This is a genomic window from Actinotalea sp. (assembly GCF_035443605.1).
GTDB lineage: Bacteria > Actinomycetota > Actinomycetes > Actinomycetales > Cellulomonadaceae > Actinotalea.
Genome location: NZ_DAORSQ010000014.1, coordinates 1 through 14,725, shown reverse-complemented (window position 1 = coordinate 14,725; position 14,725 = coordinate 1). Strand labels below are relative to the sequence as shown.

Genomic DNA, 14,725 nt, shown 5'->3' with positions numbered 1-14,725 from the left:
TCGGGTGAACTTGTCCTGCCGTGCGGGACTCGGCACCACCGAGGGCGCAGACTGGGGCCAGGTCGAGCGCAGCCGGCCGCTCGACGAGGTGGAGGTCCGATGGCCGTCGTGCTGGAGCGTGCAGCCACCGCGCGCCCCAGGGGCGGCGCGGCCCGCCCGGGTGGTGCGGCGGCGGAGTCCTCCGTGTTCAGCATCCGGCCCCTCGCCGTGCTCGTCCTCGGCTTCCCCGTGTGGTGGATCCTCGGCCTGAGCGAGCTGCTGCCGTTGGCGATCGCCGCCGTGATGGGCCTGCAGCTGGCCAGGAGCAGGGACGTCCGGCTGCCGCGCGGCGCCCTGTGGTGGGGGCTGTTCCTCCTGTGGGCACTCGGCAGCGGCCTCATGCTCTGGGTCGACGCCCCCGGGGCCGTCCCCGGGGGTGGGCCGTCGCGGATCCTCGTGTGGGCCTACCGGCTGGCGTGGTACCTCGCCATCACCGTGGTGCTGCTGTGGCTGCGGGCCGCGGACGAGCGCTCTGTGCCGACCCGTCGGGTCGTCGACCTCATGGGCGTGATGTTCGTCATCACCGTCGGCGGTGGCCTCCTGGGCACCTTCGCCCCGGGCTTCGAGGTGCGCTCGCTCGTCGAGATGGTGCTGCCGGGCGGGCTGGCGAGCAACCCCTTCGTCCAGCAGCTCGTGCACCCTCAGGCGGCGAGCGCCTCCACGTTCCTCGGCCACGACGCGGCCCGACCGATCGCGCCGTTCGCGTACGCCAACTCGTGGGGCGCCAACTTCGCGCTCTTCCTGCCGTTCTTCCTGGCCTCATGGCTACGACGCGGTGCGGGGTGGCGCCGATGGGCCGCTCCGGCGGTGCTCATCGCCGGCGTGGTCCCGGTCGTCTACTCCCTCAACCGCGCCCTGTGGGCGGCCCTGGCCGTCGCGGCCGTGTACGGCTTCGTGCGCCTCGCACTGCGCGGGCACCTCAGGTCCTTCCTCGTGTCGCTCATCGTCCTCGTGCTCGCCGGCGCGGCGTTCCTTGCGAGCCCGCTGGCGGAGGACACCCTGGAGCGGCTCAACAACGCGCACAGCAACGATCGTCGCGCCGATCTCCTCGTCCTGACCGTGACGAGCACGGCGGAGGGATCGCCCGTGATGGGGTTCGGCAGCACGAGGGACGTCCAGGGCGGCTTCGCCTCGATCGCGTCCGGCTCCACACCGGACTGCTCGGCCTGCGGTGTCCCACCGCTCGGCACCCAGGGCCTCCTGTGGACGGTGATCTTCGCCCAGGGCCTGGTCGGCACGGTGTTCTTCCTGCTCTTCCTCCTGCGCAGGGCGCGAGCCCACTGGCGGTCTCGCTCGACGATCGAGGCGATCGCGGTGGTGTCCCTCCTCTCCTTCACCGTCACCCTGCCGGTGTACGACACCCTCGGCATGCCGTTCTTCACCGTCATGGTGGCGCTCGCGCTGGCCTGGCGCGAGGGTGCGGGCCGCGGCTGGGAGACCGATCACGCGCTGCGTGACGTCGTCGACCGTGGGCTTGACGGCTGGCGCCCCGTGGTCGGGCTCACCCTGGCGGGGCTCGTGGCGGGAGGCGCGGTCGCCGCGACCCAGCCGACCGAGTACGCCGCCAGGAGCTCGCTGCTCCTGACGCCCGTGCCCGTGACCATCGACCCGTCGACGGGTGCAGCGCGCAAGAAGGACGCGATCACCATCGACACGGAGGCTGCGCTCGTCGTCTCGGCTGCGACCCTCTCGGCGATCAGCGACGACGCAGACGAGCAGGCGGCCCTTCGCCGGCAGATCATCGTCACCGCCACGTCCAACACCGCCATCGTCAACCTCGAGTACCGCGACACCGACCGGCAACGGGCGGAGGAGGTGGTCCAGGCGATCGCCAACAGCTACCTCGAGGTGCGCAGCGGCTACCTCGCCCTGCGCCGTGAGCAGGTGCTGCGGTCGCTCGAGGACCAGTTCGCGCACGTCCTGGCCGGGGCGACCGCGGCAGGTGGGTCCGCGGACGCCGACCTCGCCGTCGCCGAGACCCGGATCCGCACCTACATCGCCCAGGTGTCGCTCACCCCGACGGTGGCCGGAGAGACCCTGCGCGACGCCGTCAGCGAGCGGGTCCGCAAAGAGGTGGAGGTGCCCGTCGCCAGCGTCGGCGCACTGGCTCTCCTGCTCGGGCTCGTCGGCGCGGGACTGACGACCCGCCGTCGCCCCGACCATCGCGCCTCGCGACGGCGTCTCCCGCCGCCCCCACCGACTCCGACCCGACCGTCCGAGACCAGCACCGAGGAGCCCGCATGACCGGCAGCGACGAGCGATCCCCCGAGCCACCGCCTGCGCGCGCCCTGCCGTTGGTCACGGTGGTCATCGCCACCCACCACCGCCCTGAGCTCCTCCGGGTCGCCCTGGACTCCGTGCGGGCGCAGGACTACGCGGGCCCGATCGAGTGCGTGGTGGTCTTCGACCAGTCGACGCCGGACCTGGACCTCGTCGACGAGACCCCCGGGCGGACCGTTCGGGTCGTGGCGAACGTCGAGCGCACCCCCGGCCTGGCCGGCGCCCGCAACACGGGCATCCTCGCCGCGCACGGGGACCTCGTCGCGTTCTGCGACGACGACGACTCCTGGGCACCGCGCAAGGTCCGGCTGCAGGTCGAGGCGCTGGCCGACGAGGCAGCCCTCACGGTCGTGACAGGCATCACCGTGCTCTACGCCGATCGCGAGGTCGACCGCGTCCCCCAGCCGGGCGACGTGACGCTCGCGAAGCTGGCCAGGCGGCGCGTCATGGAGGCCCACCCCTCCAGCGTCATGGTGCGACGCACCGCGCTCCTCGGCACCATCGGCCTGGTCGACGAGGCGATCCCCGGGAGCTACGGCGAGGACTACGACTGGATCCTGCGCGCCGCCCAGGCGGGACCCGTCGCCGTGGTCCCCGAGCCCCTCGTGCGCGTGCAGTGGGGTCAGTCCCTGTTCTCGCGGCGCTGGCAGACGATCATCGACTGGAACGAGTACGCGATCGCCAAGCACCCCGTGCTCAGCGCAGACCGGCACGGGCTCGCGCGCCTCCTCGGCCAGCGGGCGTTCGCCCTGGCTGCGCTCGGGCGCCGCAAGGAGAGCCTCGCGGTCTCCCGCCGCGTGGTGCGGCTGCACCTCACCGAGCCGCGCGCATGGATCGCCGCTGCGGTCGCCCTGCGGCTGGTGTCCGCCGAGCGGGTGATGGACACCCTCCACAAACGGGGCCACGGCATCTAGTCCTCGGCCACCCGCGCCCCGCGACCACCGCCCCGATCTACCATGAACGCCTGACGTCCGACGAAAGGTCCGCACGTGCAGAGCTCAGCCAGCCGACCAGGCCCGCCCAGCGCCCGCGCCTTCATGACCCGGCGCGCCGTGGTGGCGACCGTGATCGCTGCGGCACTCGGCGGCGTCGGGGGGTACCTCGCGGCCGGTTCCCTGCCGGCGGTCAGCACCGCGACGTCGACCATCCTGCTCAACCCGCTGGAGGGCAACGCCTACCGGCCGGGCGGGTCCGGCGAGGACCTCATCAACCTGACCACCGAGGCCCAGGTCATGCGCTCCGACGCCGTCGTCGAGGCCGTCGCCACGTCGCTGGCCTGGGCCGGCGACCCCAGGGACCTCCTCGCGGGCGTCTCGGTCTCGGTGCTCACCAACACGCAGATCCTCAAGGTCACGTTCGAGGACGAGGACCCCGACCGCGCCGTCGCGGCGGCCCAGTCGTTCGCCGAGACCTTCCTGGAGTTCCGCACGACGCGGGCCCAGGCCTCGATCGACGCCCAGCGCGGGCTCCTCGAGGACCAGATCACGGTGCGCCAGGAGGAGCTCACGGGCCTCGCGACGGAGCTCGCGGCGGCCGAGGCGGGCGGCTCGGAGGCCACGCTGCTCAGCGCGCGGATCCAGACCCTGACGTCGCAGCTCACCACGCTCAACGCCCAGGTGGCAGATCTCGCCGCCACCACGCTGGACGCCGGTCAGGTGGTCGTGCTGGCGACGCTGGAGCCGGCGTCGCCGCTCTCGCTGGCCGCGCTGCTCCCGTTCGCAGCTGCCGGCCTCGCCGGCGCTCTGGTGATCGGTGCGGCCTTCGTCCGCTGGCACCGGAACTGGCCCGTCCGCAGCACGAGTGACCTGACGTCGCTGCACCTGCGGACCCTTGCGGTGCTGCCCGACGTGCCGATGACGCTGTCCCCGTGGGACGAGGGCCTGCCGGCCGAGATCCCCGACCTCCGGCGTCGGGTGCTCTCCTACCTCTCCGGCGAGTCGCACCACATGGTCCTCATGGCGTCGGCGGAACCGGCCAGCACGACGCTCTCCGTCCCGCTGGCGCGCGCCATGGGTCGCGCCGGACTCCGGACGATCCTCGTGGACACCACCACCCGGCTGCACCTGCCCGGTGGAGCGACGCCGACCACGGGCACCCTCAGCCAGCTCATCCGCGGCGGTGCGGACGTCGAACCCACTCTCCTCGAGGCCAGCGACGGCGTGCTGGTGCTCCCGACCGGCAGCGAGCTGGACCCCGCAGCGCTCGCGCTGCGCGGACCCGCCGTCGACGAGGTGTTCCGTCAGCTCTCGGCACGGTGCGACCTCATCATCCTGCACGCCGACGACGCGGACTCAGAGCTCGGCCGGGTCATGGCGGCCGCGGCGCGCCACGTGGTCCTCGAGGCCCGGCTCCACGAGACGCACGCCGCGGCGCTCCGGTCGGTGGTCAGTGCGTGCTACACCACCGGCGCGACCCTCCTCGGGGTGGTCGCCATCGACACGGACGTGCGACACGGCATCGGGCCGTGGACGCTCGCGCGCAGGGCGGGGCACGCGACGGTGCCGTCCGGGGTCCCGCGGACCGCGGGGCAGGACACCGCTGCGGCCGGCGCGGCCGCCGGCCCGTACGTCGAGACGCCGTCGGACGAGGGCGACCCCGACCAGGCCGAGCCGGACCGGCCCGTGGCCGCGCCCGCGCCGGCCGACGACGCCGGGTCGCCCGAGGGTGCCGGCGAGGCGCCTCCGTCCCGCCAGGACAGGGGTGACGACCCGCGCTCCGACCCCGCGGACGACACCGGGACAGGTGCCGACGACTCGATCTCCGTCGGGGCCCGCGGCGACGGACGGCAGGTGACGTCGTCCGCCGTCCCGTGGGTCTCGCGTGGATGAGGCTGCCGGTCACCGCTCGGACGACCACCGCGCACAGCTCACCCACGTAGCCCGGGGCGGACTGGCCAACCTTGCCGGCGCCGCCGTCACCGCCGTGGCGGGGTTCGCGCTGGTCATCGCCGTGACGAACTCCTTCCCGTCGCAGGTCGCAGGTCACTACTTCACCGCGACGAGCCTGTTCATCATCCTGCTCGGGCTGGCCATGCTCGGGACCGACACCGGCCTGGTGCGGTTCGTCCAGCGCTTCCTGGCCCACGGCCGGGCCGAGGACATCCGCACCTGCGTCTCCGTGGCCCGCCGACCCGTCGTCCTCGCGAGCCTCGCGCTCGGCGCCGCCCTCCTCGTGGGTGCCGAGCCGCTGGCCGCGCTGCTCGGGCTGCGGGGCGACGCGAGCGTGGCGACCGTCCGCGCCCTGGGGGTCGCCCTGCCGCTCGCCGCCCTCGGCGAGTTCGCCCTCGGCGGGACGCGGGCCTTCGGCAACATGCGGTTCACCGTCGTGCTGGACCGGATCGCCCGGCCGCTGATGCAGGTGGCGGGCGTCCTGCTGGTCGCGGCGGCGCACGGAGGCCTGCTGGGCCTCACGCTCTCGTGGGTGCTGCCCTACCTGGTCACCGCCGCAGCCGGCATCTGGGCGCTGCGCGTCCTCGTCCGACGGCTCGGGACCGATGGCGCGGCGCGGCCGGAGCGCGCGGCGATCGTGCGCGAGTTCTGGTCCTTCACCTGGGCCCGCGGCATCGCTCAGGTGCTGCAGCTCGCGCTCCAGCGCAGCGACATCCTCATCGTGGCCGCGCTGCTGTCACCGACGGCCGCGGCCGCCTACACCGTCGCCACGCGGTTCGTCCCGCTGGGCCAGTTCGCCGCGAACGCCATCCAGCAGGCGCTCCAGCCGAGGATCGCCGCGATGCTCGCCGACCACGATCTCGCGGGCGCCCGCCGCGTCTTCCAGGTCTCCACCGCATGGGGCGTGCTGGCGACCTGGCCGGTCTACGCCTCGGTGGCGGCAGCGGCCGGTGCCTACCTGTCGGTCTTCGGTGCGGAGTACCGCACGGACGACACCATGACCGTCGTCGTCGTCATGGCCGCGGCGATGATGCTCGGCTCGGCCTTCGGGACCCTCGACACCGTGCTGCTCATGGCCGGCCGCAGCACGACCAGCCTGGCGAACGCCGCGGTGGCCCTGGTCACCGACCTCGGGCTGTGCCTGCTGCTCATCCCCCGCTGGGGGATCGTCGGGGCGGCCGTGGCCTGGGCCGCGTCGGTCGCCACCCGCAACCTGCTCGGGCTGTGGCAGGTGCGCCGGACCGTGCAGCTCTCCCCGTTCGGCCGTGCCTGGGCCTGGGCCATGACCGCCTCGGTCGCCTGCTTCCTGCTCCCGCTCGGCCTGGCCACGGTCCTCGCGGCACCGACGGCGGTCCTGGGCGCCGCGTTCGGCGGCGGCGTCGTCCTGTACGCCGGGGCGCTCTACGCCGGCCGGCGCGTGCTGCAGCTCGACCTCGTGGTCGGGGCGTTGCGACCACGGCCCGCCGCGCGCGGCTGAGCCCCGCGGACCAGCCCTCAGCGCATCCAGGACGGCGTGCGGCCCCACCACTGCGCGAGTGCGGCATCGGAGGCCTCGAAGTGCGCGGTGAGCTCCGCGCGCAGGGCCGCGTCCATCGGTGAGCGCCGCCGGGCGTTGTGCTTCTCGAAGGCGACGCCGTCCACCCACGGCAGGCCCAGGAAGTCCAGCACGCCGCGGAACTCCGACTCGGGCCGCTCGAAGAAGTCCTGCGCGTCGACGACGTGCAGCCGCTCCCGACCGACGAGCGCCTCGATGCGACGTACCTGGTCGACGTAGTGCCCACGGGTGAGGTAGCCGTGGTGCTGCAGGTCGAAGCTGACGTAGGAGGGCTCCGCGATCATCCGCTCGCGCTGGCCGGCGAGACGCTCGGCCTCCAGCGCGATCGCCCGCTCGAACGGCTCGGTCTCGAAGCCCCGGGCCAGCTCGTGGCTGTGCGCCGAGTAGGCCCGCTCGACCGGGTCCCGCAGGAGCATGATCAGCTTGATGCCCGGCAGGTCCCGCGCGATGCGCTCCGCCGCGAGCGGGTGGAACGAGTAGAACGGGCTCGACTCACCCGTCACCGGGCGCGGCCCACCACGGCGCCGGAGTGCGGACGTGGCGCGGATCGGGAAGTGCCCCTGGTACCAGGGCATGCCGCGGTCGTAGTGCATGTCGAAGTAGTGCACCCCCTTGCGCAGGAACGGCACGGCGACCGTGGGGTGCTGCGCGAGGGTCTTGAACATCGACGTCGTCCCGCAGCGCTGCGCACCGACGATGAGGAAGTCTGGACGCATCCGCGCCCCGGCCGTCATGGTCGCCGTCGCCTCGGTCAGCGCCAGCAACGGCTTCCTCGTGCGCTTGAGCATGTCTCGTGCCGACATCCGTCACCTCTCCGACAGGGCCCCGCGCAACGCGGGGAAGATCCACTGTTCCACGGCCCCGACGGCCGCACCACTCTCCGGCTGGCGGTCCTCGACGTACCGCGCCGCGAGCCGGACCAGGTAGTCCACGACCACGCGCTCGGCGGCCGCCGCACCGACCCCGAGGGGGCCGAGGATCTCCGGGGCGCGCCGGACGAGGGCCTCGGCGGCCGCGGCCCGGGGCATCCGACCCGCGACGACCCACGACTGGAGGTCGTGGTGGAGCAGGTCCGCCCCGAGCGGCACGCCGGCCTCCCATCGCTCCCAGTCCCACAGGATCGCGCGGCCGTCGCGGGCAGCACCGAGGTTCCCGGCATGCAGGTCACCGTGCCAGGCCCCCAGGCGGAGCTGGTGCCGCGTGCCGTCGACCCGGGCCGCGAGCTGCGCCAGGTCCGCGAGCCGGGGATGCCTCACGAGGTCGCCCAACCGCGGCGCGACCTGGGCGGTCGAGCCCGCCGTCCCGTGCACGGCGCGCACGGTCTCCACCAGCGTGGCGCGGGCGAGCGCGCGCGACGAGCGCGCCGGGAGGGGCGCCGTCACCAGCACCTGCACGCCGCCCCAGCTCCCGCCGCCGAGCAGCCGCGGCACGTGCACCCCACCCAGGGCCGGCCCGACCTCCGCGAGCGCGACCCGCTCGCGCTCGACGAGACGGGCGGTCAGCGGGTCGCGGCCCAGCTTGGCCCACGCGACGTCGCGGCCGTGCCGGTCTGCCAGCTGGAGCACGGGCTTGCGGTTCGCCCTCACCGGGCCGAGGCTCACCGCGACGAGCTCGACGGGACGGCCGACGAGGTCGGCGATGCGCGCCGCCACGGTCTCGGGACCGGGTGAGGCGCGCCAGGTCACGACGCGCCCCGGCGCCACCCTGGCGGCGCCGGCCAGCAGCGCACCGGTGAGGGCCGCACGGCGCACCGAGGAGCGCCACGAGGTCGACGAGACCTGCCGCCAGGCGGCGCGCGCACCCGCGCGGTGTCGATCGGACCGCAGCAGCAGCCGCGGTGACGCCGCCGCAGGGACGGCGAGGAAGCGGTGCACGACGCCGTCGGGCACCTCGTCCCCGAGCGTGATCGACAGGAGCCAGGGGACCATGGGGTCGAGGTCGACCGCCCGGGCCAGGACCGACCGTCTCATCCGACCTCCGGTGCGCGCGGGCCTCGGCGGTTTCCGACGACACTGCGGCCATCATCCCCGATCCGCTCGGATCCGCCCACGATCGCCCACGGCGACGAGCCCGCAAGGGACGACGCCCTGCCCGGGCGGATGCCTGGCCGCACGGTCAGTCGGCGAGGGCGTCGAGCCGGGCGCGCACGCCAGCCGTCGCGGCCTCGATCTCCGCCAGCTGCTCCGGGTCGATCTGGCGTCGCCACGCCCCGGCGACCTGGGCGGGGGGACGGTCCAGCTGGTGCAGGCGCCCGGCGTCCGACGCCGGCGCCACCGCGGGGCCGTCGCCGCCGGCGAGCTCCTGAGCGCTCGCCGGGGTCCACCGCAGCCCCAGTCGCGTGAAGAGGCGTCGGCCGGCGTCCGCTCCGCCCGTGGTCAGTCGCTCGTGGGACACCACCACGACCGGCGCGTGCTCGGCGTTGTCGAGGGCGATCTCGTAGAGCGCCGACCAGAAGGCCGCCATCGCCGGGACCTCGCCGGGGGCGCCGACGTCGCGCAGGTCGGGGCCGGCGTCCTGACCACGCCCACGGCGGTGGGCGGCCAGGATCGGCGCGAGCTCGTCGAGGTCGGGCCGCCAGCCCATCCGTCGGTAGCTGACGAGCCCGGCTGCCGGGTGCCGGTACAGGACGACCGGGACGGCGCCTGTCGCCGCGCGCACGGCGGGGATCGAGAGCAGGGCGAACGGGTCCTTGATGACCACGCGCGTCCACGGGAGCGGGCACGCCCACTGGCGTCGCCCATAGCGACTCAGCACCATCGGGTTGAGACCGCGGTACGCCGTGCGCAGGGCCCAGCTCTGGGTGGTCGACGGCTCGACGAGCTCGGTCCAGCCCGTGAGCGTCCCGGCGAGCCCGTACTGGCGACCTCGCGGGTTCATCGGCTCGCGCCCCGCGAGCGCCGTCCCGGGAGCGCTGGCCAGGAGCCGCGCCAGCCACGTGGTGCCGGACCGGGGCATCCCGGTGACGAGGATCGGAGCGTGGGCCGGGACGGCTGGATCGCTGGGCTGGTGCACGGGCGCCTCCGGACGGGTCGGGGAAACACGCTGACGCTCGTGGCGAGCATCGTGACGCCGCCAGCCGACGCCAACCACCGCGAGCCTAGTCCGGATACCCCGGCGGGCCGAAGGCACGCGACTCCTCCGCCCCACCCGGCGATCCTCACCACCGTGCGCGGCCGGTCACCCCGGGCCCCTGCGGGCGGACCGTCTAGAGTCGGTCGCATGCGACGCAGGACGAGATCCGCGGCCCGCCCGCCCCGGCGTGTCGTTCTCGCGGGCTCGAGCGGCGGGCACCTCGCCCAGCTGTGGTCCCTGCGCCCCTGGTGGTCTGGCCTCGAGCGCACCTGGGTCACGTTCGACACGCCGGATGCGCGCGGGCTGCTGGCCGACGAGGAGTCGGTGATCTGGGCCCACTCCCCCACCACCCGCAACGTGCCCAACCTGGCACGCAACACCCTGCTGGCTGCGCGCGTGATCCGGACCACCCGACCCGATGTCGTCGTCTCGACCGGCGCCGGGGCCGCGGTTCCCTTCCTCGCCCTCGGCAAGATGCTGGGCGCCACCACGGTCTTCATCGAGGTGTACGACCGGGTCGAGACCCCGACGCTCACCGGGCGGCTGGTCCGGCCCTTCGTCGACCTCGCCCTGGTGCAGTGGCCGGAGCAGCGCGGCCTGTACCGCGGGAGCATCGAGATCGGACCCCTGCTGTGAGCGCCTCGCTGCTGGTCGTCGTCGGGACCGACCACCACCCGTTCGACCGTGCCGTGGCGTGGGCCGACGCCTGGGCCCACGGCCATCCTGAGGATCGCGTGACGATCCAGTACGGGACGTCGACGCCCCCGGCGGCCGCCTCGGGTGTCGACGTCGTCGCGCCGGCCGAGCTGGACCGGCTGATGCACGAGGCGGACGTCGTCATCACGCACGGCGGCCCCGGCACGATCTCCGCAGCCCGCGCGGCGGGTCACCTGCCCCTGATCCTGCCTCGCAACCCCGCCCACGGCGAGCACGTCGACGACCACCAGATGCGCTTCTCCGCCTGGGCCGACCGGCACGGGCTCGGCCGCCGGTGCGTCGAGCTGGGCGAGCTCACCGCCACGGTGGAGGCGGCGCTCCTGGGCGAGGGGACGCGGGCGGCAGCGCCGGCCGAGGACGACCGGGTCGCCGGGTCGATCCGTCGGCTCTCCGATCTGCTCGCCGCACCCGACCGGGGACGCAGGCTCGCCCTGGACGCACCGACGGTCGTCTACCTCGGGGGCTTCGGCCGGTCGGGCTCGACCCTCCTCGAGCGCCTCCTGGCGACCCTGGAGGGCACGGTCGCCCTCGGCGAGGTCGTTCACCTGTGGGAACGAGGCATCGCGGCCGACGACCTCTGCGGCTGCGGGCAGGCGTTCTCGTCGTGCCCGTTCTGGACCCAGGTCGGCGAGGCCGCGTTCGGTGGCTGGGACCAGGTGGACCTCGACGAGGTCCGCCGTCTGCACGCGGCCGTCGACCGCCAGCGCAAGGCCCACCTCACGCTGCGGCCGAGCCCGCCCCTCCAGGTGCGCAAGGACCTGGCGTCGTACACCTCGCTCTACCGCGCGGTCTACGACGCGGCCCTCGCCGTCTCCGGTGCCCGCACCGTGATCGACTCGAGCAAGCACGGCTCCCTGGCGATCGCCCTGGGCCGCGACCACCACATCGACCTGCGCGTGGTGCACGTGGTGCGCGACCCCCGTGCGGTGGTGCACTCGTGGGCCAAGGAGGTCGAGCGACCGGAGACCCGGGGTCGGGACTCGATGACCCGGTTCTCCCCCGTCACCGCGTCGGCGCTCTGGGCGTCCAACAACCTGCTCATCGACGCCGTGCGCCTCGTGGGGGCGCCCGTCCACCTGGTCCGCTACGAGGACCTCGTCGCGCGGCCGCAGCAGACGGTCGACGCGATCTGGGCCGGCCTGGGGCTCCCCGGTCCGACCACCCTGCCCATGGTCGACGACACGACCGTCGAGCTGGGGCCCATCCACTCGGTCGCCGGGAACCCCATGCGGTTCCGGCACGGACCGACCGTCCTGCGGACCGACGAGGCCTGGCGCACCATGATGCCGCGATCGCACCGCAGGCTCGTCGGTGCCCTCACCGCGCCGATCGCGCTGCGGTTCGGGTACCCGACCCGCGCTGGGCGGTCGGGACGACCGCCCGCGGACGCCTGACGGTCAGTTGAGGCGTGGTGAGCGGGCCAGGATCGAGGCGAAGACCGGGGTCTTGGACCCGTAGGCCAGCGGCCAGTCACCGACCTCGTTGTTCAACGTCGTGTTGAAGTACGCGAACGCCACACCACCGGCCGCAGCCATCTGGTCATAGGTCCGCACCATCCACTGCGGATCGACGTCCGAGGACGCATGGGTGTACGCCACCTCGGCCAGACCCCACGCCACACCGTGCTTGGCCGCGAACGCCTGCATCAGGGTGAAGTACCGCGAACCCATGTCCGTCGTCTCCGTCGAGACCACACCGTCCTTGACCTGCCCATAGGTGTTGTACAGGTCGAACCCGAGCACGTCGACCAGACCATCACCCGGCCAGATCGCCTCCATCGAGTACTGCGAAGGACCGTAGAACTGGTTCCACCCCGTCACGATCATCGAGAACGCCACATTCGGCGCCGCCGCATGGACCACCGGCGCCAACCGACGCTGCATCGCCACCCAGTCACCGATCGCACCATCGTTCTCCGGCTCGTGATGGAACGCCACCCACACCGTCCCACCCGTCGCACCCAACCGCGCCGTCAGATCAGCAGCCCACGCATCACCCCGACCCGCAGCCATCTCCGCCCACGTGTACGGCACCTTGAAGCTCATCCACGACACCCGACCCGCAGCAGCATCCGCCTGCGCGATCCGCACCGCACCATCCACACCCGACGCCGAGAAGAACGTCCGACGCACACCCAACCGGCCACCCACCACCGACTCCAACGACCCCGGATCCGTGTTCGACCCCACCGAAGCACCCACCAACGCACCACACGCCGGCACCCCACGCACCGACACCACACACCCGTTCGACAAGGAGCCCGCCACCCCGGACTGCACGGGCCTCGGCGCCGAGGACGGGCTCGGCGCGGGCGTCGCGGACGGCGCGGGGGTGGGTGTCGCGGTCGGCCCGGGGGTCGCGGACGGCGCGGGGGTGGGCGTCGCGGTCGGCCCGGGCGTCGCGGTCGGCGTCGGCGTGGGCGTCGGGAGCGGCGCTGGGGCGGGCGTGCCGGCGACCGCCACCATCGAGATGTCGTCCACCACGAGGGTCTGCCCGGCCACCGCCTTCCAGGCGAGCACGTTGAGATCGAGCTGGGCATCCGTCTGGGTGGTCGTGAACGCGAAGGTGACGGTCTGCCACCCGGTGCCGCGCAGGCTGAACGGTGCGGCGTAGGTCCGGACCCCGTCCGGGCCCACCTCGCGCACCCGCACCTGACCGTTGAGCGTCGGCTGAGCACTCGCGACCTGCGCGGTCACCCGGTAGGTGACCCCCGGGTCGCTGGTCGCGACGGTGTTGCGCTGGTCGTTGAGACGGAGCGTGGTCGTCCCCGACGCGCTGAGCTGGCCGTACACGTCGCCGTCGGACCCGACGTACGACGAGAGCTGCTGGTGGGTGCCCGGTGTCCGCCAGCCGGACGTCCCCTCGTCGAACGATCCGTTGACGACGAGCTCGGCAGGAGGGGACGACACGACCGTCGCGGTCGGCGTCACGGCCTCGGCCATCCCGCCGGACAGCAGGACGCTCGCGGCGAGGCCCGCGGCGATCGGCACCCACGGGCGACGTCGGGACGGTGCGCGGTGCTTGGCCTGGGAGTGGTTCACGGGTGTGCATCTCCGTTCATGCGAACGGCCCGGGGGCGGGCCGCTCGTGTCCGGCATCACGCTCGTTCGATACCAAAACGTGACATTGCTGCAGCGAGGGTAACCCAGATGGCCTAGCGGGCCAACCTCCCCACGCATCCGTTCGGCCCCACGGCGATGCGGGTGATGGCCCGGCGGGCTCGGCGCGGCCGACGCAGCAGCGGCCCCCGGACCACCTCCCGACGACGGGTCGGGTGGCGGTCCGGGAGCCGGTGCCGCGTCGTGACGGTCAGTTGAGGCGTGGTGAGCGGGCCAGGATCGAGGCGAAGACCGGGGTCTTGGACCCGTAGGCCAGCGGCCAGTCACCGACCTCGTTGTTCAACGTCGTGTTGAAGTACGCGAACGCCACACCACCGGCCGCAGCCATCTGGTCATAGGTCCGCACCATCCACTGCGGATCGACGTCCGAGGACGCATGGGTGTACGCCACCTCGGCCAGACCCCACGCCACACCGTGCTTGGCCGCGAACGCCTGCATCAGGGTGAAGTACCGCGAACCCATGTCCGTCGTCTCCGTCGAGACCACACCGTCCTTGACCTGCCCATAGGTGTTGTACAGGTCGAACCCGAGCACGTCGACCAGACCATCACCCGGCCAGATCGCCTCCATCGAGTACTGCGAAGGACCGTAGAACTGGTTCCACCCCGTCACGATCATCGAGAACGCCACATTCGGCGCCGCCGCATGGACCACCGGCGCCAACCGACGCTGCATCGCCACCCAGTCACCGATCGCACCATCGTTCTCCGGCTCGTGATGGAACGCCACCCACACCGTCCCACCCGTCGCACCCAACCGCGCCGTCAGATCAGCAGCCCACGCATCACCCCGACCCGCAGCCATCTCCGCCCACGTGTACGGCACCTTGAAGCTCATCCACGACACCCGACCCGCAGCAGCATCCGCCTGCGCGATCCGCACCGCACCATCCACACCCGACGCCGAGAAGAACGTCCGACGCACACCCAACCGGCCACCCACCACCGACTCCAACGACCCCGGATCCGTGTTCGACCCCACCGAAGCACCCACCAACGCACCACACGCCGGCACCCCACGCACCGACACCACACACCCGTTCGACAAGGTGCCA

General features: G+C 73.3%; 11 protein-coding genes. 6 read left to right on the top strand and 5 right to left on the bottom strand.

Annotation, left to right across the window (positions count from 1 at the left end; translation table 11 throughout):
* Nucleotides 1-99 precede the first annotated feature (99 nt).
* From PKY62_RS02980 to PKY62_RS02965, 4 genes are all read left to right on the top strand, one after another.
* Entirely contained in the window at nucleotides 100-2,283 is a 2,184-nt protein-coding gene (locus PKY62_RS02980) for a hypothetical protein (protein WP_324534704.1), read from the top strand.
* A complete protein-coding gene (locus tag PKY62_RS02975) occupies nucleotides 2,280-3,233 on the top strand; it encodes a glycosyltransferase family 2 protein (RefSeq protein WP_324534702.1) in 954 nt (317 codons plus the stop codon). Before PKY62_RS02980 ends, PKY62_RS02975 begins: the two co-directional genes overlap by 4 nt.
* A gap of 75 nt (nucleotides 3,234-3,308) precedes the next feature.
* Nucleotides 3,309-5,147 (top strand): hypothetical protein, encoded by a 1,839-nt coding sequence (locus PKY62_RS02970; RefSeq protein WP_324534700.1) that lies wholly within the window; start codon nucleotides 3,309-3,311, stop codon nucleotides 5,145-5,147.
* Entirely contained in the window at nucleotides 5,140-6,684 is a 1,545-nt protein-coding gene (locus PKY62_RS02965) for an oligosaccharide flippase family protein (RefSeq protein WP_324534698.1), read from the top strand. The genes PKY62_RS02970 and PKY62_RS02965 overlap by 8 nt, the downstream gene beginning before the upstream one ends.
* Nucleotides 6,685-6,701: 17 nt before the next feature.
* Here PKY62_RS02965 and PKY62_RS02960 read toward each other — a convergent pair whose 3' ends face one another.
* The 3 genes from PKY62_RS02960 to PKY62_RS02950 form a co-directional block, all read right to left on the bottom strand.
* Entirely contained in the window at nucleotides 6,702-7,565 is an 864-nt protein-coding gene (locus tag PKY62_RS02960) for a sulfotransferase family protein (RefSeq protein ID WP_324534696.1), read from the bottom strand.
* Nucleotides 7,566-7,568: 3 nt separating this feature from the next.
* Nucleotides 7,569-8,732: a hypothetical protein gene (locus tag PKY62_RS02955; RefSeq protein ID WP_324534694.1), complete on the bottom strand. Its 1,164-nt coding sequence runs from the start codon at nucleotides 8,730-8,732 to the stop codon at nucleotides 7,569-7,571.
* A gap of 145 nt (nucleotides 8,733-8,877) precedes the next feature.
* On the bottom strand, nucleotides 8,878-9,774 hold the full coding sequence (locus tag PKY62_RS02950) for a sulfotransferase (RefSeq protein ID WP_324534692.1): 897 nt from the start codon (nucleotides 9,772-9,774) through the stop codon (nucleotides 8,878-8,880).
* A 207-nt stretch (nucleotides 9,775-9,981) separates the two neighbouring features.
* Here PKY62_RS02950 and PKY62_RS02945 point away from each other — a divergent pair, with 207 nt between their 5' ends.
* Nucleotides 9,982-10,470, top strand: a complete 489-nt coding sequence (locus tag PKY62_RS02945; RefSeq protein ID WP_324534690.1) for a UDP-N-acetylglucosamine--LPS N-acetylglucosamine transferase — start codon at nucleotides 9,982-9,984, stop codon at nucleotides 10,468-10,470.
* Nucleotides 10,467-11,945, top strand: a complete 1,479-nt coding sequence (locus PKY62_RS02940; protein WP_324534688.1) for a sulfotransferase — start codon at nucleotides 10,467-10,469, stop codon at nucleotides 11,943-11,945. The genes PKY62_RS02945 and PKY62_RS02940 overlap by 4 nt, the downstream gene beginning before the upstream one ends.
* 3 nt (nucleotides 11,946-11,948) lie before the next feature.
* Here the strand turns inward: PKY62_RS02940 and PKY62_RS02935 are convergent, their stop codons facing one another.
* Both PKY62_RS02935 and PKY62_RS02930 read right to left on the bottom strand, forming a co-directional pair.
* Nucleotides 11,949-13,592 carry a carbohydrate binding domain-containing protein gene (locus PKY62_RS02935; protein ID WP_324534686.1) on the bottom strand — a complete coding sequence of 548 codons (1,644 nt, stop codon included), beginning with the start codon at nucleotides 13,590-13,592 and terminating at the stop codon, nucleotides 11,949-11,951.
* A 268-nt stretch (nucleotides 13,593-13,860) separates the two neighbouring features.
* Nucleotides 13,861-14,553 (bottom strand): glycoside hydrolase family 26 protein, encoded by a 693-nt coding sequence (locus PKY62_RS02930; RefSeq protein WP_324534684.1) that lies wholly within the window; start codon nucleotides 14,551-14,553, stop codon nucleotides 13,861-13,863.
* Nucleotides 14,554-14,725 lie beyond the last annotated feature (172 nt).

Bases quoted from the DNA above. Each gene is read 5' to 3' on its own strand.
- PKY62_RS02960 (WP_324534696.1), bottom strand. From the start codon at position 7,565: ATGTCGGCACGAGACATGCTCAAGCGCACGAGGAAGCCGTTGCTGGCG.
- PKY62_RS02980 (WP_324534704.1), top strand. From the start codon at position 100: ATGGCCGTCGTGCTGGAGCGTGCAGCCACCGCGCGCCCCAGGGGCGGC.
- PKY62_RS02955 (WP_324534694.1), bottom strand. From the start codon at position 8,732: ATGAGACGGTCGGTCCTGGCCCGGGCGGTCGACCTCGACCCCATGGTC.
- PKY62_RS02945 (WP_324534690.1), top strand. From the start codon at position 9,982: ATGCGACGCAGGACGAGATCCGCGGCCCGCCCGCCCCGGCGTGTCGTT.
- PKY62_RS02975 (WP_324534702.1), top strand. From the start codon at position 2,280: ATGACCGGCAGCGACGAGCGATCCCCCGAGCCACCGCCTGCGCGCGCC.